Source organism: Kitasatospora setae KM-6054 (assembly GCF_000269985.1).
GTDB classification, from domain to species: Bacteria; Actinomycetota; Actinomycetes; order Streptomycetales; family Streptomycetaceae; genus Kitasatospora; species Kitasatospora setae.
Genome location: NC_016109.1, coordinates 8,199,111 through 8,220,241, shown reverse-complemented (window position 1 = coordinate 8,220,241; position 21,131 = coordinate 8,199,111). Strand labels below are relative to the sequence as shown.

General features: G+C 74.0%; 20 protein-coding genes, 1 pseudogene and 1 riboswitch. Of the genes and pseudogenes, 5 read left to right on the top strand and 16 right to left on the bottom strand.

The features are described from left to right. Nucleotides 1-9: 9 nt before the first annotated feature. Together KSE_RS35750 and KSE_RS35745 are read right to left on the bottom strand one after the other, a co-directional pair. On the bottom strand, nucleotides 10-1,608 hold the full coding sequence (locus KSE_RS35750) for an acyl-CoA carboxylase subunit beta (RefSeq protein WP_014140275.1): 1,599 nt from the start codon (nucleotides 1,606-1,608) through the stop codon (nucleotides 10-12). Next, complete coding sequence (locus KSE_RS35745) at nucleotides 1,605-3,371, bottom strand: acyclic terpene utilization AtuA family protein (RefSeq protein WP_231873464.1); 1,767 nt, start codon at nucleotides 3,369-3,371, stop codon at nucleotides 1,605-1,607. Before KSE_RS35745 ends, KSE_RS35750 begins: the two co-directional genes overlap by 4 nt. Nucleotides 3,372-3,608: 237 nt before the next feature. Between KSE_RS35745 and KSE_RS35740 the strand changes: the two genes are divergently transcribed. From KSE_RS35740 to KSE_RS41755, 3 genes are all read left to right on the top strand, one after another. Further along, nucleotides 3,609-4,346 carry an HAD family hydrolase gene (locus KSE_RS35740; protein ID WP_157850089.1) on the top strand — a complete coding sequence of 246 codons (738 nt, stop codon included), beginning with the start codon at nucleotides 3,609-3,611 and terminating at the stop codon, nucleotides 4,344-4,346. A gap of 191 nt (nucleotides 4,347-4,537) precedes the next feature. Next, nucleotides 4,538-5,194, top strand: coding sequence for a DUF6304 family protein (locus KSE_RS35735; protein WP_014140272.1), 657 nt, complete (start codon nucleotides 4,538-4,540; stop codon nucleotides 5,192-5,194). Nucleotides 5,195-5,818: 624 nt separating this feature from the next. Continuing rightward, nucleotides 5,819-6,181 carry a hypothetical protein gene (locus KSE_RS41755; RefSeq protein WP_014140271.1) on the top strand — a complete coding sequence of 121 codons (363 nt, stop codon included), beginning with the start codon at nucleotides 5,819-5,821 and terminating at the stop codon, nucleotides 6,179-6,181. 26 nt (nucleotides 6,182-6,207) lie between these two features. Here KSE_RS41755 and KSE_RS46425 read toward each other — a convergent pair. The 3 genes and pseudogenes from KSE_RS46425 to KSE_RS35720 all read right to left on the bottom strand — a co-directional run. Next, a pseudogene (locus KSE_RS46425) lies at nucleotides 6,208-6,402 on the bottom strand (DUF5959 family protein); the annotation flags it as partial. Between the two features lie 279 nt (nucleotides 6,403-6,681). Continuing rightward, complete coding sequence (locus KSE_RS35725) at nucleotides 6,682-6,876, bottom strand: hypothetical protein (protein ID WP_014140270.1); 195 nt, start codon at nucleotides 6,874-6,876, stop codon at nucleotides 6,682-6,684. Between the two features lie 433 nt (nucleotides 6,877-7,309). After that, a complete protein-coding gene (locus KSE_RS35720) occupies nucleotides 7,310-8,317 on the bottom strand; it encodes a phosphatase PAP2 family protein (protein WP_014140269.1) in 1,008 nt (335 codons plus the stop codon). A gap of 143 nt (nucleotides 8,318-8,460) precedes the next feature. On the opposite strand from KSE_RS35720, the gene KSE_RS35715 reads away from it, so the two are divergent. Further along, nucleotides 8,461-9,177 (top strand): TetR/AcrR family transcriptional regulator, encoded by a 717-nt coding sequence (locus KSE_RS35715; RefSeq protein ID WP_014140268.1) that lies wholly within the window; start codon nucleotides 8,461-8,463, stop codon nucleotides 9,175-9,177. Nucleotides 9,178-9,320: 143 nt separating this feature from the next. Then, nucleotides 9,321-10,085 carry a glucose 1-dehydrogenase gene (locus tag KSE_RS35710; RefSeq protein WP_014140267.1) on the top strand — a complete coding sequence of 255 codons (765 nt, stop codon included), beginning with the start codon at nucleotides 9,321-9,323 and terminating at the stop codon, nucleotides 10,083-10,085. Between the two features lie 55 nt (nucleotides 10,086-10,140). Here the strand turns inward: KSE_RS35710 and KSE_RS35705 are convergent, their stop codons facing one another. From KSE_RS35705 to tdh, 11 genes are all read right to left on the bottom strand, one after another. Continuing rightward, nucleotides 10,141-10,797, bottom strand: coding sequence for an MBL fold metallo-hydrolase (locus KSE_RS35705; protein ID WP_014140266.1), 657 nt, complete (start codon nucleotides 10,795-10,797; stop codon nucleotides 10,141-10,143). Nucleotides 10,798-10,949: 152 nt separating this feature from the next. Beyond that, entirely contained in the window at nucleotides 10,950-11,816 is an 867-nt protein-coding gene (locus tag KSE_RS35700) for a bifunctional 5,10-methylenetetrahydrofolate dehydrogenase/5,10-methenyltetrahydrofolate cyclohydrolase (protein WP_014140265.1), read from the bottom strand. 25 nt (nucleotides 11,817-11,841) lie between these two features. After that, a riboswitch (ZMP/ZTP riboswitch) is annotated at nucleotides 11,842-11,923 on the bottom strand. Between the two features lie 65 nt (nucleotides 11,924-11,988). Further along, on the bottom strand, nucleotides 11,989-12,924 hold the full coding sequence (locus KSE_RS35695; RefSeq protein WP_014140264.1) for a Gfo/Idh/MocA family protein: 936 nt from the start codon (nucleotides 12,922-12,924) through the stop codon (nucleotides 11,989-11,991). A 150-nt stretch (nucleotides 12,925-13,074) separates the two neighbouring features. After that, on the bottom strand, nucleotides 13,075-13,803 hold the full coding sequence (locus KSE_RS35690) for a chitinase (protein ID WP_014140263.1): 729 nt from the start codon (nucleotides 13,801-13,803) through the stop codon (nucleotides 13,075-13,077). 262 nt (nucleotides 13,804-14,065) lie between these two features. After that, on the bottom strand, nucleotides 14,066-14,473 hold the full coding sequence (locus KSE_RS35685) for a type II toxin-antitoxin system death-on-curing family toxin (protein ID WP_014140262.1): 408 nt from the start codon (nucleotides 14,471-14,473) through the stop codon (nucleotides 14,066-14,068). Beyond that, entirely contained in the window at nucleotides 14,470-14,667 is a 198-nt protein-coding gene (locus KSE_RS35680) for a hypothetical protein (RefSeq protein WP_014140261.1), read from the bottom strand. Before KSE_RS35680 ends, KSE_RS35685 begins: the two co-directional genes overlap by 4 nt. 111 nt (nucleotides 14,668-14,778) lie before the next feature. Further along, entirely contained in the window at nucleotides 14,779-15,687 is a 909-nt protein-coding gene (locus KSE_RS35675; RefSeq protein WP_231873274.1) for an endonuclease/exonuclease/phosphatase family protein, read from the bottom strand. Between the two features lie 89 nt (nucleotides 15,688-15,776). Next, nucleotides 15,777-17,291: an alpha/beta hydrolase gene (locus tag KSE_RS35670; RefSeq protein ID WP_014140259.1), complete on the bottom strand. Its 1,515-nt coding sequence runs from the start codon at nucleotides 17,289-17,291 to the stop codon at nucleotides 15,777-15,779. A 128-nt stretch (nucleotides 17,292-17,419) separates the two neighbouring features. Then, nucleotides 17,420-18,340, bottom strand: coding sequence for a LysR family transcriptional regulator (locus KSE_RS35665; protein WP_014140258.1), 921 nt, complete (start codon nucleotides 18,338-18,340; stop codon nucleotides 17,420-17,422). 278 nt (nucleotides 18,341-18,618) lie between these two features. Continuing rightward, the gene (locus tag KSE_RS35660; protein WP_014140257.1) at nucleotides 18,619-19,809 is read right to left on the bottom strand and encodes a glycine C-acetyltransferase; all 1,191 of its coding nucleotides are present in this window, start codon (nucleotides 19,807-19,809) and stop codon (nucleotides 18,619-18,621) included. 61 nt (nucleotides 19,810-19,870) lie between these two features. Next, on the bottom strand, nucleotides 19,871-20,902 hold the full coding sequence (gene tdh / locus KSE_RS35655; RefSeq protein ID WP_014140256.1) for an L-threonine 3-dehydrogenase: 1,032 nt from the start codon (nucleotides 20,900-20,902) through the stop codon (nucleotides 19,871-19,873). Nucleotides 20,903-21,131 lie beyond the last annotated feature (229 nt).

The window sequence follows — 21,131 nt, the reverse complement described above, 5'->3', positions numbered from 1 at the left end:
GGTTGGTGGTCACATCCGGAAGACGCCGTAGCCGGCGGCGCCCTCGACCGGGCCGCTGTGGACGGCGGACAGGCAGAGCCCGAGGACGGTGCGGGTGTCGCGCGGGTCGATCACCCCGTCGTCGTAGAGCCGCCCGGAGAGGAAGACCGGGAGCGACTCGGCCTCGATCTGCTGCTCGACCGCGGCGCGAATCGCGGCGTCGGCGTCCTCGTCGTAGGGCTGCCCCTTGGCGGCGGCGGCCTGGCGGGCCACCAGGGAGAGCACGCCCGCGAGTTGCTGCGGGCCCATCACGGCCGACTTGGCGCTGGGCCAGGCGAACAGGAAGCGCGGGTCGAAGGCGCGGCCGCACATGCCGTAGTGGCCGGCCCCGTAGGAGGCGCCGATCAGTACGGAGAGGTGCGGGACGGTGCTGTTCGCCACCGCGTTGATCATCATCGCGCCGTGCTTGACGATGCCGCCCTGCTCGTACTCCCGGCCGACCATGTAGCCGGTGGTGTTGTGCAGGAAGACCAGCGGGCGGTGCAGCCGGTTGGCGAGCTGGATGAACTGGGCGGCCTTCTGGGACTCCTGGCTGAACAGCACGCCCTGGGCGTTGGCCAGCAGGCCGACGGGGTAGCCGAACAGGGTGGCCCAGCCGGTGGCGAGGCTGGTGCCGTAGTCGGGCTTGAACTCGTCGAAGTCGGAGCCGTCGACGATCCGGGCGATCACCTCGCGCGGGTCGAACGGCACCCGGAGGTCGTCCGGGACGATGCCGAGCAGTTCCTCCTCCGGGTACTTCGGCGGCTCGGGCGAACTACCGGGCTCCGGGCCGGACTTGCGCCAGTGCAGCCGGTGGACGGCCCGGCGGGCCAGCCGCAGCGCGTCGGGTTCGTCGAGGGCCAGCTGGTCGGCGAGGCCGGAGGTGCGGGCGTGCATCTCGGCGCCGCCGAGCGACTCGTCGTCGGCGTCCTCGCCGGTGGCCATCTTCACCAGCGGCGGGCCGCCGAGGAAGACCTTGGCCCGCCCCTTGACCATGATCACGTGGTCGGACATGCCCGGCACGTAGGCGCCGCCCGCCGTGGAGTTGCCGAACACCACGGCCACGGTGGGGATTCCGGCGGCCGACAGCCTGGTCAGGTCGCGGAACAGGGCGCCACCCGGAATGAAGACCTCTTTCTGGCCGGGCAGGTCGGCGCCGCCGGACTCGACCAGGTTGATCAGCGGGAGCCGGTTGCGCAGCGCGATCTCGTTCGCCCGCAGCGCCTTGCGCAGCGTCCACGGATTGGACGAACCGCCGCGCACGGTGGGGTCGTTGGCGGTGATCACGCATTCGGTGCCGGCCACCGTGCCGATACCGGTGACCAGGGCCGCGCCGACCTGGTAAGGGCTGCCCCAGGCGGCGAGCGGGGAGAGTTCGAGGAACGGCGAGTCCGGGTCGAGCAGCAGCTCGATCCGCTCGCGGGCCGGGAGCTTTCCCCGACTCCGGTGCCGCTCAAGGTACTTGGGACCGCCGCCGGCCAGCGCCTTGGCGTGCTCGGCGTCCAGCTCGGCGAGCTTGGCCAGCATCGCGGCCCGGTGGGCGGCGTACTCGGGCGCGTCCGGATCGAGCCGGGTGGGCAGGGTGGTCACGGCTGGGCCTCCGGTCCGGCGGGGGTGGGCGGCAGCAGGTGCCGCGGGATGTCGAGGTGGCGGGAGCGCAGCCACTCCCCCAGCGCCTTCGCCTGCGGGTCGAAGCGGTACTGGGCGGCGACGCCTTCGCCGAGCAGCCCGCGCAGGGTGAAGTTGACCGCGCGGAGGTTCGGCAGCAGGTGCCGTTCGATCTCCAAATCGGCGGTCTCCGGCAGGAGTTCGCGGAGCAGGGTGGTGCTGAGGGTGTGCGCGAGCCAGCGCCAGCCGGCCTCGTCGCGGGCCCAGACACCGAGGTTGGCGTCGCCGCCCTTGTCGCCGCTGCGGGCGCCGGCGACCAGGCCGAGCGGGGCCCGGCGGGTGGGGCCGGGCGCGGGCGGCGGGGGCAGGCGCGGCGGGGACGCGGGCGGCGCGGGCAGCGGCGCCACGGTGGGGGGCGGGAGGCGCGGCGGCGGGACGGCGACCTGACCGCCGTCGGGCAGGTGGGCGCGGTGGTCGACCTCCGCGCGGTCCAACTCCCTTGCCTCGAAGACGCCGTAGGGGCTGGGCCGGGCGGGCGGGGCGATCAGGTGGAAGCCCGGATAGCCGGAGAGGCCGAGTTCGACGGCGGCGGCGGTGAGGGCGCGGCCGACCCGGTGCTCCCTCGGGTCGCGGGCGGTGAGCCGCAGCAGGGTGCTGGCGCGCTCCTCGGTGTCGGCGTCCGGATGCTGGGTGCGGGTCTCGGTCCAGCGCAGGTCGGCGGGCGGACCGGCGGGCGGGCTGGTGGATGGGCCGGTGGATGGGCTGGTGGGTGGGCCGGCGGGCGGGTTCGCGGATGGGTCGGCGGCCAGCGCGCGGGTCAACTGCCTTCGTACCAGGGCGGCTTTGGCCTCGGTGTCCAGCCCGGTGAGGACGAAGACCAGTTCGTTGCGGTAGCCGCCGAGCCGGTTGAGTCCGACCTTGAGGGTGGCGGGCGGGGGCTCGCCGCGCACCCCGTCGATCCGGACCCGGTCGGGGCCCTGCAGGGTCAGCGTCACGGTGTCCAGCCGGGCCGTGACGTCCGGCCCGAGGTAGCGTGCTCCGCCCGTCTCGTACAGGAGTTGGGCGGTGACGGTCTCCACGGTGACCGCGCCGCCGGTGCCCGGGTGCTTGGTGATCACACTGCTGCCGTCGGCGTGCAGTTCGGCGATCGGGAAGCCCGGATGGTCGGTGTCGTGCTCGGTGAAGAACGCGTAGTTCCCGCCGGTGGCCTGGGCCCCGCACTCCAGCACGTGGCCCGCCACCACCGCGCCCGCCAGCGCGTCCAGGTCGTCCGGCGTCCAGCCGTGGTGGGCGATGCCGGGCCCGACCACCAGGGCGGCGTCCGTCACCCGGCCGGTCACCACGACGTCCGCGCCGGCCCGCAGGCACTCGGCGATCCCGAACGCCCCGAGGTACGCGTTCGCGGCGAGCAACGGGCGGTCCGGATCCTCCCCCGCCCAGCCGAACTCCGCCGCCCTGGGGAGGAGTTCGTCGCCGGTGACATGGCCGATCCGGGCCCGCAGGCCCTGTCCGGCGGCGAGCTCGCCGAGCGCCCCGGCCAGGCGGGCCGGGTTCAGGCCGCCCGCGTTGACCACGATCCGCACGCCACGGTCGAGCGCCTCGGCGAGGCACTCCTCGGCCTGCCGCAGGAACGTCCGCGCATAGCCGAGCGCCGGGTCGCGCAGCCGGTCCCGGGCCAGGATCAGCATCGTCAACTCGGCCAGGTAGTCACCCGTCAGCACGTCCAGCGGACCGCCGGTCAGCATCTCGCGGAACGCGCCGAACCGGTCGCCGTAGAACCCCGAGGCGTTGCCGATCCGCAGCACGGAACCTCCCCAACTTCGCTTCGGACGAATGCCGTTGACGACCCGGCCGAGAGCGGCCGGAAGCAGCCAGGAGCGGCCGGGACCGAGCGTGACAGCAGACCGGGGACAAAGCAAGCACGCATGCTTGTTTCAGGTCGGAGTAGAGGCGAGGGAGCGAAAGGAGGGATGATCATCGGCATGCTTGATGTGATCTTCTTCGATCTGGACGGCACCCTGGTCGACCACCGCGGCGCGGTCTTCGCGGCGATCGGCCGGATCGCCCAGGAGAGCCCCGGGGCGACCGCGGGGCCGGCGGAACTGGCTTCGGCCTGGTGGGAGTTGGAGGCCCGCCACATGCGGGAGTACCTGGCCGGCGCGTGCTCGTTCGCCGAGCACCACCGACGCCGGGTCCGGGCCTTCCTGCCCCTGCTGGGCGAGCCCGTACCGGCGGAGGCCGAACAGCTGGACGCCTGGATCGGCGGGCGCTACCTGCCCGCGTTCGAAGCGTCCTGGCAGTGCTACCCCGACGTCCGGCCCGCACTCGACGCCCTGGAACGGCTTCCCTCCCCGCCCCGGCTCGCCGTCCTCACCAACGGCGACCCCGGGCAGCAGCGCGCCAAACTGGCCCGCTTCGGCCTGCTCGAACGCTTCGAGGCCGTACTGACCCCGACCGAACTCGGCGCCGCCAAGCCCGCCGCCTACGCCGCCGCCTGCCGCCTACTCGGCACCACCCCCGACCGGGCGGCCAACGTCGGCGACATGCTGCCGAGCGACGTCACCGCCGCCACCGCCGCCGGGCTCACCGGCATCTGGCTGGACCGCGGCATCGACTTCGTCACCGGCGGGCCCTCGCCGACAGCGGACGCGGCGGTACTGCGGATCGAGAAGCTGACCGAGCTGACCGAACTCGCCTTCTGTGAGAGGACGTTGGCCTGAACGGGCGGTCGAAAGCGATCGGTAAGTCGCTGAACTCACCCTTCCGGCAACGCACTTGCATCCAGTAAGCCCGCTCTCCGGCCCAGGACGGCTGACCGGGCCCACGGAACCCGCGCGCCCGGTGGCGGCAAGCGAGCCGCCGATCGGTGCCCGGTGCTAGCCTCCTGCGCGCAGTCCTACAAGGGGGAGAGATGGGAACCATCACGCCGCTGCGATTTTCCGGCACCTACGAGGACGAGCAAGGTCGCGAGGAGATCAGCTGGCTCCTTCAGCCTTCCGCCCACAGTTGGCGAAAACCCGAGACCTTCGAACTCCACACCGTGATACGCGGCGTGGAGTTCCACGGGTCGGACTTCGAGGGGTTGGCGGCGCTCGACCGGGACGCCGCGGCAGCCGCGGGCCTCGATCCCGACCTGTGCGACTGCCGCCTGTCCGGCGGGCTCCCCGTCCAGGTGACGGCCACCGGCGGACAGCGCATCGTCCTGGCGGAGTTCTCCTGCGAGCTGCGGAACGGGACCGCCGAGATCGTGCGGGTCGCCATCGAGATCGACGGGACCGTCCACCAGGGAACCGGCGAGTACTTCGAGGACTGTCTGGACAAGGTCCAGCGGACCTTTCCGCCGGGCACGTTCCTGATGTCCTGCCACACGTGCCAGTGGTCCGGCCCCGTGCTGCACTACCAGAACGTGCTGGGGGTGCGGTGCTGCCGCGACGCCGGCCGACAGCACCTCGACGCACCCCCCAACGGCCGGCACTGGCGGGTTCCCGTCGCGGAGTGGGTCCCCGACACCCACCTCTGCGCGCGGTACGCACGACGAACGCCGACCACGCCGACCACGCCGACCTGAACGGACAGCTCGGGATTCCGTCCCGTCAACGTGCGGTATGTTGCCACACCTACCCCAGCGCGCGGGCCACAACAAGCGCCCGCGCTCGGCATCTGGCACGAGAACCAGACTGGCGCACCTGTCACCCGCTCGCCGATCGCGTTCGACCACTGATCGCTTCGGACCTACTCGTCCAGGATCGGACGGTGTCCGAACTGACTCTGCTGCGCGCCGATCACACCCCGGCGGCACTCGCCTTCGAGACGGCGAACCGCGCCTACTTCGCGGCTTCGGCCCCCGATCGCAGGAACGACTTCTTCGCCCGGTACGCCGAACGGCACGCTGCTCGGCGGGTTCAATCTGGTCGGCATCGGCGGCCGCAGCGCGACCCTCGGCTACCGAGTCGCCCGGCAAGCCCGGCAGCTGGTACCGGCGCGACCTGGAGGGCGGACGGACGGACAGGCGTCGGCGGGCCGGCGTCCGCGGGCAGGTGTCTGCGGTCAGGTGTCGGCCGGATCGGCTACCGTCCGGGCATGTCGCCGAAGCAGCGCTCCCCCGGGTCCGTCGCCGAGCGGACGGCGGTGGTCGAACGGCTTCGGGTGGCGCCGTTCCCGGAGGTGGCGGGGCGGGCCCGGGTTCCAGCTGGTGCGGCTGGAGGAGAGCCAGGACTTCCGGGAGACCCGGAGTTCCGAGGCACGGGGTGAGGCGCGGCGGGAGATCAAGGCAGCCCGGCAAGCGCTGGGAGCCCTGCTGACGGCCCGTCGGGGCGCGCCGGAGGACGTGGAACTGCGGGACCACCTCGACATCACCTGCTCGGCGCTCCGCGCGCCCGCACCGCTCGGAACGCTGTGCGCCGTGGCCGGCCCGATGCCGCTCCGGCACCTCCCCGGCACGGGGCGCTGGGCGGGCCTGGCGATCGGGCAGGCCGCCCCGGAGTTCCCGATCACGCTACTGCTCGCCGTCGGCGAGACCTCGGCCCTCGCGCCGAAGGCCCCCGGGGAGGGCTGACCCTGGGAGAGGGGCCGGCGCAGGCGCTCGAAGCGTTCGCGCTGCCGCTCGACCCAGCCGTCCGGCAGGTCCACGGGTACGGCCACGGCCGTCCCCGAACCCGCGGTGTCCTCGACGGTGACCAGGGGGCGGCGAACTGGGTGCCGAACTCGATTCGATCCGCGACCCGGGCCCGACCGTCCTGAACCGGCTGGTCGCGAACATGCGGCGCGGTGACTCACTCCTGATCATCGAACGGTTCGGCCCGGACGAACCGGAGGGCAGCTGGTACGCGCAGGTGCGCCTGCGGGCGGACGGCGTCTACCAGTTGGAGGACCGCGACGGCGTTCCCGCCGAGCACTACCAGACCCTGACGGTCTCCCTCCCCAAGGTGGTGGACGCGCTGCTCGGCTGGTCGTCCGGCGAGACGGCATGGCGGACGGGTTCGCGGAGCCGGGAGCCCCTGGAGCCCGGGGAGACTAACGGGACCGCGACCGGTGCCGCGACCGAGGCCGTCCGGGTCAGAGCAGCCAGAGGCCGAAGCCCGCGACCAGGATGCCGGCGGCGATCAGCAGCGGGCCGAGCAGGTGGTCGCGGGGGCGGTCGGTGCCGGGGCGGATCCGGATGGTGGAGGCCAATCCGAGGCCGGAGAGCAGCAGGCCGATCGGGGTGAGGACCGCCCACAGGGCGGGGACGGCGAGGTGGCCGGAGATCATCGGGCCGTCGGCCGGCCGGTGGGTCGGGGGCGCGCTTCGGGCGCTGCCGGGGTGTGGGGTGCGGCCATGGTGGATCCTCCTGCTGGGCTCCGCACGACGCTACCCGGGTGCGGAACAAGACTCCGCCACGGATTGGCAAAGCCTTCACCGAACCCGTCCGGGCAGGCCGGGGGCGGTGCGGCTGACGGCCCGTCAGCTTCACCCGGGTGGCCGCTCGGTGCACACGAAAAAACCATTCGACTCCCAGCGAACGCCCAGGGACTTCCAGGCTTGTGCCCAGTGGCTCCCGTCGGCTCTTCCGGCCCCCGTCGGGAGGGTCGCCCGGCGGGGGTCGGGAGGCGGTCGGGAGGCGGTCGGGGACGGCATGAAGGGACCCCGGTCCGGCACCACCTTGCCGGGCCGGGGCCGGGGTCCTTCGGGGAGCGGTCCGCGCTCAGCCGACCGGGACGGCCGGCTCGGCGGCGGCGGGGGTGGTGGCGGCTGCTGCCTCCTTCGCGGCTCGGGCCGCCGCGCGGCGGGCGGTGAAGCGGTTGACCAGGGTGACCATCGCCCAGGCGTAGGCCCAGCCGACCAGGATGTCGATGATGAAGTGCTCGGCGCCGTAGACCAGCGTGAAGGCCATCGCCGGCGGGTACGCGGCGAGCAGCACGCGCAGCGCGCGGTTGGCCTTCGGCCAGAACACCAGGGCGATCATCATCGGGTAGGCGGCGTGCAGCGAGGGCATCGCGGCGACGTCGTTGGCGAACTTGCTGCCGTTCTCGAAGATGGTGCCGGCCCGGTGCAGGCCGCTGTTGTCGAGGACGGTGGCGACGATCCGGTTGACGGCCGGCATGTGGTTCTCCAGCGCGGCCAGCCACGGCGGGTCGGCCGGGTAGAGCACGTAGGTGACGAAGCCGATCGCGGTGATCGCCAGGTAGCAGCCGAGGAAGTGCCGGAACCGGGCGTGGTTGCGCTTCCACAGCACGGCGAGGATCACGAACACCGCGAAGAAGTGCGACATGTAGACGGTGACGGCCGCGTAGTCGTACCACTGCGGCCGGCCCGGGTGGTAGAGCCAGTCCTGCAGTCGGACGGTCCAGGTCTCGCCGAAGCCGAGCACCTCGTCGAAGGCGATCTGCGGCGCGTAGTGCGGCGGCCAGGGCGTGTGCGCGCCGTAGCCGCGCAGCAGGGAGTAGACCCAGACCACGCCCATCACGGGGACCCAGTCCCGCAGGACGTACAGCCAGCCCTTGCGGCCGCCGCTGTGCACGGACGCCGCGACCAGCGCGGCGATCAGCCAGAGGAAGACCACGTCGTTGGCGTAGGGCAGGCCGTAGACCGCCAGGTAGCGCCAGAAGGCGAGGGCGAACAGGGGCCAGGCGAGGTGTCGGAGCCTGAGCCGGGAGAGGAGGTGGAGCGCCAGGGAACGTGACCGGGCTGCCAGGTGGGACGAGTCGATCATGCGTCACGAAGCTAGCAACCGCGGCTTGGAGATTCCTCCTGCCGCGCGCCGGGGTTCCCAGCGAGTTCCCAGGGGCCACCCGGACGAGTGCGTGCCGCCGCCGACCGGGCTAATGCTCGACATTAATAATGTCGAGCATTAATGTGTGCGGCATGGAGAGGAAGTCGACGGGTACCCGAAGCACCCCTGCACGGGGTGTCCGCGGGCCGGGGCCGGGGCCGAGCGGCGACGGTGACGGCGACGGGAGCGGTGGCGGCGCGTCCACCCGGGCGCGGCTGATCCGCTCCGCCGAGCGGCTGTTCGCGGCGCAGGGCGTGCACGGCGCGCAGCTGCGGGACGTGGTGCGGCAGGCGGGGCAGGCGAACCCGTCCGCCGTGCAGTACCACTTCGGTTCGCGCGAGGGGCTGCTCGAGGAGGTGATGGCCGAGCGGCAGCGACGCACCGAGCGGGCGCTCGGCGAGCGGCTGCCGCAGCCCGAGGGGCGCTCGCTGGGCGAGCTGCTCGGGGCGCTGGTCGACGCGGAGGCCACCGAGCTGCGCACCGAGCGCGGCCGGGACTGCCTGCGGATCTCCACCCAGGTCAGCCACCGCAGCGGCATCCGGGAGCGGCGTCCGCACGCCGGCCTCGCGGGCACCCTGTACTGGCGGCTGATCCTCGCGCTGGAGACCCCGCTGATACCGCTGGCGCCCGAACCGGTCCGGCTGGAGCGGATCGACCTGGCGCTGACCCTGATCGGAGCGGCGCTGGCCGAGCGCGCCCGGCAGTTGGCCGAGGCCGAGCCGACGCTGAGCGACGACCGCGCGTACCTCGCCGACCTGGTCTCGGTCTGCGCCGGCCTGCTGACCGCACCGCTCCCCTGAGCCACGCACACCCGCACACCCGGCCCCGGCCCCGGCCCCACGAAGCCTGCCTGCTCCGACCACCTGGAACGACCGGTGGTGGACGCAGGACCGAACGCGGTACCGAACCACATGCCCACGAGGCGAGCACCAAGGAGCAAGTCATGAGCGAGCTGTCCGGCAAGACCGTCATCATCACCGGCGGGGCCCGCGGCCTGGGCGCGGAGACCGCGAAGCAGGCGGTCGCGGCGGGGGCGAACGTGCTGGTCACCGACGTCCTGGACGAGGACGGCGCGGCGACCGCCGCCGAGTTGGGCGAGCGGGCCCGCTACCGGCACCACGACGTCACCTCGGAGCAGGACTGGGCGGACGTGGTGGCGTACGCGCAGGCCGAGTTCGGCGCGGTGCACGGGCTGGTGAACAACGCCGGGATCTCCACCGGCAGCTTCCTGGCCGACGAGTCGGTGGAGCACTTCCGCCGGGTCCTCGACATCAACCTGACCGGTGTGTTCATCGGCATGAAGGCGGTCATCCCGGCGCTGCGGGAGGCCGGCGGCGGCTCGGTGGTGAACATCTCCTCGGCGGCCGGCCTGATGGGCCTGGCGCTGACCGCGGGCTACGGCGCGTCCAAGTGGGGCGTGCGCGGCCTGACCAAGATCGGCGCGGTCGAGCTGGGCGTGGACCGGATCCGGGTGAACTCCGTCCACCCGGGCATGACCTACACCCCGATGACGGCGTCCACCGGCATCCAGCGCGGTGAGGGCAACTACCCCAACACGCCGATGGGCCGGGTCGGCGAGGCGCCGGAGATCGCGGCGGCCACCGTCTTCCTGCTCTCGGACGCCGCGTCCTACGTCACCGGCGCCGAGCTGGCGGTGGACGGCGGCTGGACCACCGGCCCGACCGTCCGCTACGTGATGGGCCAGTGATCCCGGGCGGCTCCGCCGGTACGCGCCGCCCGGTGCGCGCGTACCGGCGGGGCCGTCAGCCCAGGAGGACGGAGCCGCCGGGGGCGAGGCGGGTGTGGCGGGTGTCGGTCGCGCGTTCGATCCAGCCGTCGAAGTTCTCGTTCCCGGCCTCGCTCAGGTGGGCGTCGTGGATCGGGACGGTGTGCTCCGGTTCGATGGCGCGCACCATCTCGATCGCCTGCCGCAGGCTCTGCCAGGGGCCGCCAGCGGGCAGCAGCAGGGTCCGCACCTCCTCGCCCGGGCCGGCCGGGACGTGCAGCGAGTCGCCCGGGTGGTAGGTGCCGCCGAGCAGGTAGCCGAGGTTCGCGCAGTCGGGGTACCCGTCGATGGTCTCGGCGTGCCGTCCGCCGACCGCGCGGACGTCGAAGCCGCCGGCCGTGAACTCGTCCCCGGTCCGGACGGCGATCGGCGCGGGCCCGGTGAGGCCGGGGAGCGCGGCGAGTTCGGCGGCGAGCTCCGGGTGGGTGTAGACCGCCAGTTCCGGGTCGGCGGCGCGGGCGGCGACCAGCAGGTCGTCGTCGACGTGGTCGGCGTGCGCGTGCGTGTAGAGGACCGCCCGGACGCCCGCGAAGGCCCCCGGCTCCGTCCAGCAGCCGGGGTCGATCAGGACGGACCGCTCCCCGTCGGGCGAGTCGATCCGGACGCAGGCGTGGGCGTACTTCGTCAGGCGCATCCGGTCAACGTATCGCCGGGGCGGCGGCGGACGCCCCCGGTTTTCCCGGCCGACCGCTCCGGCCGGTCTACCTGTTCACTGCGGGCCCGCCGGACGCCGTCGTCCGCGCGCGGCGACTGACCGACGCGGACGTGCCGGCCGCCCGACTGCCTTCACCCCAGGCCGAGTTGGCGCTCCGCCGCCTCGACCGTCTGGGCCAGCAGCACCGCGATCGTCATCGGGCCGACGCCGCCCGGGACGGGGGTGATCAGGGCGGCCCGCTCGCGGGCCGAGGCGAAGTGGACGTCGCCGACGTTGCCGGGGTTGTAGCCGGCGTCGATGACGACCGCGCCGGGCTTGAGGTCCTCGCCGCGGATGAGTTCGGGCCGACCGACCGCGGCGAGCAGGACGTCGGCCTCGCGGAGGATCGACGGGAGGTCCGCGGTCCGCGAGTGGCAGTAGGTGACGGTGGCGTCGCGGCCGAGCAGCAGCATGCCGGCGGGCTTGCCGAGGATCGCGCTGCGGCCGACCACGACGGCGTGTCGGCCGGCCAGTTCGACCTGGTACTCGTCGAGCAGCCGCATGATGCCGCCGGGGGTGCAGGAGGCGAAGCCGGGGAGGCCGAAGGACATGGCGGCGAAGGAGTGCGTGGTGACGCCGTCGACGTCCTTGGCCGGGGCGATCGCCTCGAAGGCGGCGCGCTCGTCGACGTCCGGGCCCGCCGGGTGCTGGAGCAGGATGCCGTGCACGGCCGGGTCGGCGGACAACTCGCCCAGGACGTCGACGAGTCGGGACGTGCCGGTGCCGGCCGGCAGCGGCACGTGGCGGGAGCGGATGCCGGCCTGCTCGCAGCGGGCGCGCTTCATCCGGACGTAGGTGACGGAGGCCGGGTCCTCGCCGACCAGGACGGTGGCGAGGCAGGGGGTGACGCCGGTCCGGAGGCGGAGGTCGGCGGCCGCGGCGGCGGTGGCCTCGGTGAGGCGGCGGGCGGGGGCGGTGCCGTCCATCAGGCGGGCGGACGGGCGGGATCGGTCGGTCATCGGCGCGACTCCTGGGGTCTCGTGGCGAGTTCGCCCAGGCGCGCGGCAACGGTGCGGCGGCCGCTCCCCGGTGGTGCTCCACCCGTGCGCCAGTCACGGCCCTCGGACATCGTAGCCGAGGGCCGGACGGGAGCGCCCGAAGGGCAGGCGGGGCCGGGAAGCGCGGGGCCGGTCAGTCGGCGGCGGCCTCGATGCGTTCGACGACGAGTTCGCAGAGTTCGTGGGTGCGCAGCGCGTCGGCGGCGTCGAGGGTCTTGCCGGCCCGGAGGGCGTCGAGGAAGTGCAGGACGACCTGCTCGATGCCGCGCTGGCGGGCGACCGGGACCCAGTCGCCGCGGCGGCGGACGGTGGGCTGGCCGCGGTGGTCGATCACCTCGGACAGGTTGTGGACCTCGCGCTTGGAGTCGGCGCCGGAGACCTCCAGGATCTCCTCGGTGGAGCCGGAGAGCCGGTTCATGATGCCGAGGGCGGTGAAGCCCCGGCCGGCCAGCGTGAGGACGACGTGCTCGACCAGGCCGTCCCGGGTGCGGGAGCGGACGTCGACGTGCTCGATCTCGCCGGGGGCGAGGAAGCGCAGGCTGTCGATGACGTGGATGAAGTCGTCGTAGACCAGGGTGCGGGCCCGCTCGGGGAGGCCCTCGCGGTGCTTCTGCAGCACGATCAGGTCGCGCGGGCGCTCTGCGGCGAGCAGGTAGCCGGGGGCGTGGCGGCGGTTGAAGCCGACCAGCAGGGAGCGCCCGGTGTGCTCGGCGAGGGCGACCAGGCGGCGGGCGCCGTCGAGGTCGTAGGCGAGCGGCTTGTCCACGTACACGTCGACGCCGCGGGTGAGGAGTTCCTCGACGATCGGGACGTGCTGGTCGGTGGCGGCGTGCACGAACGCGGCGCGGATGCCGGAGTCGATCAGCTCGCCGAGGTCGGTGGTGCGGAACGGGATGCGGTGGGCGTCGCCGATCCGGTCGAGCTTGGCCCGGTCGCGGGTCATCAGCCGGAGGTCGAGGCCGGGTTGGGCGGTGAGGACCGGCAGGTACGCCTTCTGCGCGATGTCGCCGAGCCCGATCACGCCGATCGGGATCGGGGGCGCGCTGCGGTCGGTCTCTCGGTCGCTCATCGGCACTCCTGCGAGGATGGGTGGTGGTCGTCGCTGACCACCCGGCAGCATATGCCAGGACGTTCGTTGAGCTGTCCGAACGTCCTCGAACGGCCGGTTCGCGTCGGTGCGGGGCCGCCCCGGGACGGCCCCGCACCCCGCCCGGCGGCGTCAGCAGGACAGGCTGCCGCCCCCGGTGTCGGTGCCGAGGACGCCGACGAACTGCTTGTAGAGGTTGATCCGGTCGTTGCGCTCGTCCGGGTTCTTGCCGTCGCACTCGAGCGCGCCGTTGATGCTGCGGATGGTCTCGCCGAAGCCCTTGTTGTTGACGATCGCGTCGTGCGGGGTCATCCGGCCGGCGCCGCTCTGGGTGTTCCAGAACCAGAGGCCGGTCTTCCAGGCGGTGGCCGGGTTCTTCTCCACCTGCCACGGGTCGTGCAGCAGGTCGATGCCGAGGGCGTCGCCGGCCGCCTTGTAGTTGAAGTTCCAGCTGAGCTGCAGCGGGCCGCGCCCGTAGTAGGCGCTCTGCCCGGCCGGGCAGCCGTAGGGCTGCGAAGTGTCGCAGTAGTGAGGGTAGTTGGCGGTGTTCTGCTCGACCACGTAGCGCAGCCCGCCGGTCTCGTGGCTGACGTTGGCGAGGAAGGCGGCGGCCTCCCGCTTGCGGACGGCGTCGCCGCCCGCGTTGGCGAACTTCGGGTAGGCGCCGAGGGCGTCGGTCAGGCCCTTGTACGTGTAGAAGGCGTTCCGGCTCGGGAACATCTTGTTGAACTGGGCCTCGCTGACCACGAAGGACGCGGCCGAGGCGGCGGGCACCGGCGCGGCGGCCAGGCCGAGGGTGCCCAGCAGCGCGGTCGAGGTCAGCACGGACAGGGCGCGCGCGAGGACGCGGGAGACGGACATCGGGAACCCCGGTGGATCGACGGTGGAGTGCGGCGCCGGGCGGGAACGCGCGGTGACACGGGGTGACGTGCGGTGGCGCGTGGTGGCACGCGGTGGCGTGCGGCGGTGCCCGGCGGCACGGGATGACTTGGAGTGACGCATCACTGGCGATGCGTCACCGGTCCATCTTCGCCAGCGGGGTCGACCGTACCCAAACCGGTCGGGCGCCGTTCACCCGTTCGGCGGCAGCAGCGCGACGGCGAGGGGACGAGGGCGCGGGGGTTCAGGCCCCGTCGGCGCCGAGCATCCGGCGGAAGTCGGCCACCGCGTCGTCGAGCCGGCCCGCGTAGCCGCCCTGGGCGAGCCGCAGCATGAAGGCCACGGCGTCGTCCGGGTGCGGGTCGGCGTAGGGCTGCCCGTTGTAGTCGAGGAACAGCAGCATCGACTCGAAGGTGGTGCGCTTGTTCCGGTCGGTGAGGGGGTGGTTGCGGGCGATGGACTCGCCGAGCGCGACCGCCTTGGTCCAGGCGTCCGGGTAGGCGTCCGCGCCGAAGGCCGAGGCGCGCGGGCGGCCGAGCGCCGACTGCAGCAGCGAGCGCTCGCGCACCGCGGCGGCGTCGCCGACCAGGTAGGCGACGTCGTCCTCGTCGAGGTGGTCGGTGCGGGCGGGAACGGAACGGTGCCCGCTCACAGGTCGGCCAGCCTCTCCAGCGTCTCGGCGTTCGCCGCCCTGATCCGCGCCACCAGCGCGGCCCGCCGCGCGGCCCGCCGCTCCGGCGGCAGGTCGGCGGCCCGCGGGTCCTGCCGCTCCGCCCGCTCGACCCGCTCGGCCTGCTCCTGCTGCTCCACCTCGGTGCCTCCTCCCGGCCGGTCGCCGTCGGTCATGGGGGGAAGTTAACGGTCCGGACGGATCGAGGTCGATCGATTATTCGACGGCGGGCCGGTCCGTCGCCGGTGCCGGCCGGGGCCCTCGGGGGCCGACGGGGCGGCCGGCCGTCAGAGCGGCAGGTCGACGACCAGTGGGCGGTGGTCGGAGAGCGGCAGTCGCAGGTAGTGGGCGGTGTGCGGGTGGTCGCGGGGCAGGCCGCTGGCGAGGATGTGGTCGAGTTGGAGTCGGGGGCGGTGGGCGGGGAAGGTCCGGGCCCGGGCCAGGTCGTGCCAGCCGGCGGGGCCGCCGGGCGTTCCGGCCCCGGCGGGGGTGAGCAGGTCGGCGGCGCGCAGCGCGGTGGCGGGCAGGCGGCCGCCGAGGTTGAAGTCGCCGAGCAGCAGGTGCGGCCGGGGCAGGTCGGCGATCCAGCGCCGGACGGCGAGGAGTTGGCGGACGTTCGAGCCGGGGAAGAGCGACAGGTGCAGCACCACGGCGGTGAACGGGCCGCGCCGGCCCCGCAGGACGGCGGCCAGCGCGGCGCGCGGCCGGTCGCGGACCACGGTGAGGCCGGGCCGTCCGGGCATCGGCAGCGGGGCGGCCAGCGGCGAGGCCGGGAGGCGGTGGGCGTGCCAGGCGAGGACGGGCAGCCGGGTGATCAGGGCGACGCCGTGCGAGGGCGATTGGCCGTCGTGGCCGGTGCCGGGCGGGCCGTAGAGGCGCAGGCCGGGTTCGGCGGGGTCCGGTTCCCAGCGCCGGCCGGGGGCCGCGCGGGCGTGCAGGGCGGTGGCGTAGCGCCAGTCGGTGGCGCCGGTGGCCTCGGCGACGGCGCGGGCCTGGTCGGTGTGGCCGGTGCGGTCCTGTCGGCGGTCGAGTTCCTGGAGGGCGAGGACGTCGGCGTCCAGCGCGGTGGCGGCGGCGATCAGCGGGCCGGGGCCGAAGGGTTCGGGTCCGGCGGCGGCGGGTCGGCCGTCGGCGCGGACCGGTCGGCCGTGCAGCACGTTGAAGGTCGCGAGGCGCACGGGCGCGGTGGCGTTCACCGCCCGACCGTACCCCCCTCCCCCGGTACTCGGGACGAGGGGGGTGGGTGACGGCCGGTCAGGCCGACGGCGTCCCAGGGTCGGCCGGGTCAGGCGGGGTCGGGCCGGCAGGCCAGGTCGCGGGCGGGCAGGGTGCCGGTGGCGAGGAAGCGGTCGGCCGCGGTGACCGCGCAGGACGGGGTGCCGGGGTCGTAGGCGCCGTGGTTGCCGCCGTCGACGGTGACCATCCGGGCGCGCTGCCCGAGCGCGGCGCGCATGCCGAGGGCGCCGGCGTACGGGGTGGCGGGGTCGCGGGTGGTCTGCAGGAGCAGGATGTTCGCGGGTCCGCGGTCGGTGACGCGGACGGCGGGTTCGGCGGGGGCGGGCCAGAACGCGCAGGGCGTGATGTCGGCGCCCATGCCGGCGGAGATCGGGTTGCGGGCCCGGCTCTCGGTGACGGCCCGCTGGTAGCGGGCGGGGTCGCGGTCGGCGGGGGTGTCGTTGCACAGGACGGCGACGAAGGCGGCGATGTCGTTGTCGGCGGGGACGCCGGGGGTGGCGGGCTTGTCGAGCCACCAGTACGGTACGGGGCCGGTGCCGCCGGCGGCCAGGTAGCTCCACCAGTCGGCGATCTCCGGGAACAGCGCGGTGTGGTAGCTGTCGAGGCGGTAGAGGGTGCGCCACAGGTTGCCGTCGACCGGTCCGGCCACCGGGTGCCGGACCGGCGCGCGGTCGAGCGCGGCGGCCAGCGCGAGGTAGCCGGCCCGGACGGCGGCGGGCGTGGCGCCGAAGTGCAGGTCGGCGTCGCGTTCGGCGGCCCAGGCGGCGAAGTCGGCGAAGCGCAGTTCGGCGCCGGCGTCCCAACTGGCCAGGCGCTGCTGCCAGGTGGTGTTGGGGTCGACGTTGGCGTCGAGGACGAGGCGGTCGGTGCGGCCGGGGAAGAGTTCGGCGTAGACCGCGCCCAGGTAGGTGCCGTAGGAGGCGGCCCGGTAGGAGATCCTCCGCTCGCCGAGGGCGGCCCGGATCCGGTCCAGGTCGCGGGCGGTGTCGGCGGTGGTGAGGTGGCGGACCAGGTCGCCGCCGGCGGCGAGGCAGTCGCGGGCCAGGTCACGGGCGAAGCGCGTGTTCGGGGCGATCGAGCCGTCGGGGGCGGGGAACGGGAAGACCCGCTGCCAGGGCACCTCGGCGGGGGTGCGTCCGCAGGTCACCGGGGTGCTGTGGCCGACGCCGCGCGGGTCGAAGCCGATCAGGTCGTAGCGGTCGAGCACCTCGCGCGGGTAGCCGGCCGCGGTGGCGCTCGGCAGGTGCAGGCTGGCCACGCCGGGGCCGCCGCCGTTGTGCACCAGGACGCCGCGCCGCAGGCCGGGCTTGGCGGTGGCGAGCCGGGAGACGGCGATCTCGATGGTCCGCCCGTCCGGCTTCCGGTAGTCCAGCGGCACCCGCACCGTGGTGCAGCGCAGCGCCGGGTCGACCGGCGCCCCGGACGGGTCGGCGGGGCAGTCCGTCCACACCGGCGGCCGGGGGTGCTCGGCGGCGGCCGCCTGCGCTTGCGCCGCCGTACCGGTCAGGGCCAGGGTCAGGGCCAGCGCCGGCGCGAACCCGGCGGCCGGCAGGCGTCCGCCCACTCGTGATCTCCTCGACATGGACGAGACCATAGGGAGGTAAAGGGCCCGGCGCATACCCCTGTGGGGGTATCCGCCGTCGGTCCGCATGCCGAACGACTCCGGTGTTCGGGACCGGAGTTGACGACGGGTCAGGCCGGGTGGTCGAGGTGGCCGGCGGCTTCGGCGAGGGCGGCCAGGACGGGGCTGATCAGCGGGTGCTGTTCGGCGCCGGCCCGGGTGGCGGCGAAGACCCGGCGGGTGGCGAGGGCGCTGTCGACGGGGCGGACGGCGACGGCGTCGAGTTCGGCGCCGCGCAGGGCGGAGCGCGGGACGAGGGCGACGCCGGCGCCGGCCGAGGCGAGGGCGGTGACGGCCCGGAAGTCGTCGGAGGAGTGGACGAGCCGGGGCTGGAAGCCGGCGTGTTCGCAGGCGAGCAGGACGACGTCGTGGCAGGGGTTGCCGGGGTAGGGGCCGATCCAGGGTTCGGCGGCGAGGTCGGCGACGGCGACCGGGCCGGGGCCGGCGGCCAGCGGGTGGTGCAGCGGGAGGACGGCGTCGAAGGGTTCGGCGTACAGCGGCAGCCGGGTCAGCCGGCGGTCGTCGGGGCGCGGGGCGCCGCGGTACTCGACGGCGACGGCGAGGTCGGCGCGTCCGTCGAGCAGCATCGGCAGGCTGGCGTCGCCCTCCGCGTCGAGGACGCGGACCCTCAGGTCGGGGGCGGTGCGGGCGAGGGCGGTGACGGCGGGGGCGAGGACCAGGGCGATGCCGGTGGCGAAGGCGGCGACGGTGATCTCGCCGGCGGCACCGGAGCTGTAGGCGGCGAGGTCGGCCTCGGCGCGTTCGAGCTGGGCGAGGACGGCGTCGGCGTGGGTGAGCAGGATCTCGCCGGCGGCGGTGAGCCGGACGCCGCGGCCGGCCCGGACCAGCAGGGTGTGGCCGGTCTCCTGTTCGAGGGCGGCGAGCTGCTGGGAGACCGCGGAGGGGGTGAGGTAGAGCGCGGCCGCCGCGGCGGTCACGGTCCGGTGGTCGGCCACGGCCCGGAGGGTCCGCAGCCGTCGTGCGTCGATCACGGGGTCAATTCTGCCAGCGCGGCGGGGCCGGTCGGGACGCCGGGTGGCCGGGGCCGGGTCGGTCGGGTCGAGGCGTCCGGCCCGCTGGGGGCCGGTACGGCGCGGGCGGCGGGCGTTTCGGGGCCGGCGGACCGCTCTGCTGCGGGGGAAAGGGGGTGGCGCGGGGAGCCGGGCATGGCTCCCCGCGCCGGACGGGCCGCCCCGGCAGGGGTGGGTGCGGGGCGGTCCGTCGGGGTGGCGCGGTCGAGGGTGCCCGCACCTGGCCCTGGGGGTGGAGGTCAGTCCTCCAGCGCGGCGCGGGCGTCGATGAACGCGGCGACGGCGCGCTCGACGTCCTCGGTGCTGTGCGCGGCGGAGAGCTGGACCCGGATCCGGGCGGCGCCGTGCGGCACCACCGGGTAGGAGAAGCCGATCACGTAGACGCCGCGCTCCAGCAGCAGCTCGGCGAGGCGGCCGGCCTTGGCGGCGTCGCCGACCATGACGGGGGCGATGGCGTGCTCGCCGGGCAGGATCTCGAACCCGGCCCCGGTCATCTTCGTCCGGAACAGCTCGGTGTTGGCGCGCAGCCGGTCGCGCAGGTCGTCGCTGGTCTCCAGCAGGTCGAGCACGGTGAGCGAGGCGGCGGCGATCACCGGGGCGAGCGAGTTGGAGAACAGGTACGGGCGGGAGCGCTGGCGCAGCAGGGCGACGATCTCGCGGCGGGCGGCGACGTAGCCGCCGGAGGCGCCGCCGAGGGCCTTGCCGAGGGTGCCGGTGATGATGTCGACGCGGTCCATGACGCCGTGCAGTTCGGGGGTGCCGCGGCCGGTGGGGCCGACGAAGCCGACGGCGTGCGAGTCGTCGACCATGACCATCGCGCCGTAGCGGTCGGCGAGGTCGCAGATCTCGGCGAGCGGGGCGATGTAGCCGTCCATCGAGAACACGCCGTCGGTGACGATCAGGCGGCGGCGGGCGTCCTGGGTGTCCTGGAGCTGCTTCTCCAGGTCGGCGAGGTCGCGGTTGGCGTAGCGGTGGCGGCGGGCCTTGGAGAGCCGGATGCCGTCGATGATGGAGGCGTGGTTGAGCGCGTCGGAGATGACCGCGTCGCGCTCGTCGAGCAGGGTCTCGAAGACGCCGCCGTTGGCGTCGAAGCAGGAGGAGTACAGGATGGTGTCCTCCTGGCCGAGGAACTGGGAGAGGCGCTGCTCCAGTTCCTTGTGGACGTCCTGGGTGCCGCAGATGAAGCGGACGGACGCCATGCCGTAGCCCCAGCGGTCCAGGGCGTCCTTGGCGGCGGCGACCACGGCGGGGTGGTCGGCGAGGCCGAGGTAGTTGTTGGCGCAGAAGTTGAGCACCTCGCCGCCGTTTCCGGAGGTGACGGTGATCTCGGCGGACTGCGGGGTGCCGATGACGCGTTCCGGCTTGAACAGGCCGGCCTCGCGGATCTCGGCCAGGGTGGCGGAGAGGTCGTCGCGGACGTTCTCGAACACGGTGGGTCGCTCCTCACGGCGGGTACGGCGGTCGTGTGCGGGGTGGGTCAACCGGTACGGGTCACAGCGTCGTCCAGTCGAGGATGACCTTGCCGCAGTTTCCGCCGGCGGCCTCGTCGAATGCGGCCTCGAAGTCCTGGACGGGGTGCCGGCCGGTGATCACCGGGGAGAGGTCGAGCCCGCCCTCCAGCAGCACGGACATCGCGTACCAGGTCTCGAACATCTCGCGGCCGTAGATGCCCTTGATGGTGAGCATCGAGGTGACCACCCGGGCCCAGTCGATCGGGAAGCCGTCGGCGGGCAGGCCGAGCATGGCGATCTTCCCGCCGTTGGTCATGTTGGCGATCATCGACTGCATCGCCTCGGGGCGGCCGGACATCTCCAGGCCGACGTCGAAGCCCTCGCGCAGGCCGAGCTGGTGCTGGCCGTCCTCGATGGTCTGCCGCGAGACGTCCAGCGCGAGGGTGACGCCGAGCCGGCGGGCCAGGTCGAGGCGGTACGGGGAGACGTCGGTGATCATGACGTTGCGGGCGCCGGCGTGCTTGGCGACGGCGGCGGCCATGATGCCGATCGGGCCGGCGCCGGTGACCAGGACGTCCTCGCCGACCAGCGGGAAGGACAGCGCGGTGTGCACGGCGTTGCCGAACGGGTCGAAGATCGCGGCGACGTCGAGGTCGACCGGGACGCGGTGCACCCAGACGTTGCTCGCGGGCAGCGCGACGTACTCGGCGAACGCGCCGTCCCGGTTGACGCCCAGGCCGATGGTGTTGCGGCACAGGTGGCGGCGGCCGGCCAGGCAGTTGCGGCACTTGCCGCAGACCAGGTGGCCCTCGCCGCTGACCAGGTCGCCGACGCTGACGTCCGCGACGGCGGCGCCGACGGCGGCGACCTCGCCGACGAACTCGTGGCCGATGGTCATCGGGGTCTTGATGGTCTGCTGGGCCCAGTTGTCCCACGCGCGGATGTGCAGGTCGGTGCCGCAGATGCCGGTGCGCAGGACCTTGATCAGGACGTCGCCGGGGCCGACCTCCGGTTCCGGGACGTCGGTCATCCAGAGTCCGGGTTCGGCGTTCAGCTTGACGAGTGCCTTCACGGCGAGCGCTCCTGACGCGGGGTTCGGGCGGCCCGCGGACGGGCGGGCCTGGGGGTGGGCGCGCGGGGGGCGCGGCTCCGGCGGGGCGTCCCGGCGTGCGGCGGTCACCGGCCGGGCAGGGTGAAATCTGCCTGGTCACGGTGGGTGCGGTCCATCGAGGAATTCTTAACGGGTGCCACAGCTGGGCTGAACGATCGTGCCCGAGCTGGGCCCGCGGGGGGCTTCCGGC

What these genes read in the sequence shown, in the direction of transcription:
- KSE_RS35745 (WP_231873464.1), bottom strand. Translation starts at nt 3,371, where the DNA reads ATGCTGACCGGCGGTCCGCTGGACGTGCTGACGGGTGACTACCTGGCC.
- KSE_RS35740 (WP_157850089.1), top strand. Translation starts at nt 3,609, where the DNA reads ATGCTTGATGTGATCTTCTTCGATCTGGACGGCACCCTGGTCGACCAC.
- KSE_RS35735 (WP_014140272.1), top strand. Translation starts at nt 4,538, where the DNA reads ATGGGAACCATCACGCCGCTGCGATTTTCCGGCACCTACGAGGACGAG.
- KSE_RS35725 (WP_014140270.1), bottom strand. Translation starts at nt 6,876, where the DNA reads ATGATCTCCGGCCACCTCGCCGTCCCCGCCCTGTGGGCGGTCCTCACC.
- KSE_RS35720 (WP_014140269.1), bottom strand. Translation starts at nt 8,317, where the DNA reads ATGATCGACTCGTCCCACCTGGCAGCCCGGTCACGTTCCCTGGCGCTC.
- KSE_RS35710 (WP_014140267.1), top strand. Translation starts at nt 9,321, where the DNA reads ATGAGCGAGCTGTCCGGCAAGACCGTCATCATCACCGGCGGGGCCCGC.
- KSE_RS35705 (WP_014140266.1), bottom strand. Translation starts at nt 10,797, where the DNA reads ATGCGCCTGACGAAGTACGCCCACGCCTGCGTCCGGATCGACTCGCCC.
- KSE_RS35700 (WP_014140265.1), bottom strand. Translation starts at nt 11,816, where the DNA reads ATGACCGACCGATCCCGCCCGTCCGCCCGCCTGATGGACGGCACCGCC.
- KSE_RS35695 (WP_014140264.1), bottom strand. Translation starts at nt 12,924, where the DNA reads ATGAGCGACCGAGAGACCGACCGCAGCGCGCCCCCGATCCCGATCGGC.
- KSE_RS35690 (WP_014140263.1), bottom strand. Translation starts at nt 13,803, where the DNA reads ATGTCCGTCTCCCGCGTCCTCGCGCGCGCCCTGTCCGTGCTGACCTCG.
- KSE_RS35680 (WP_014140261.1), bottom strand. Translation starts at nt 14,667, where the DNA reads ATGACCGACGGCGACCGGCCGGGAGGAGGCACCGAGGTGGAGCAGCAG.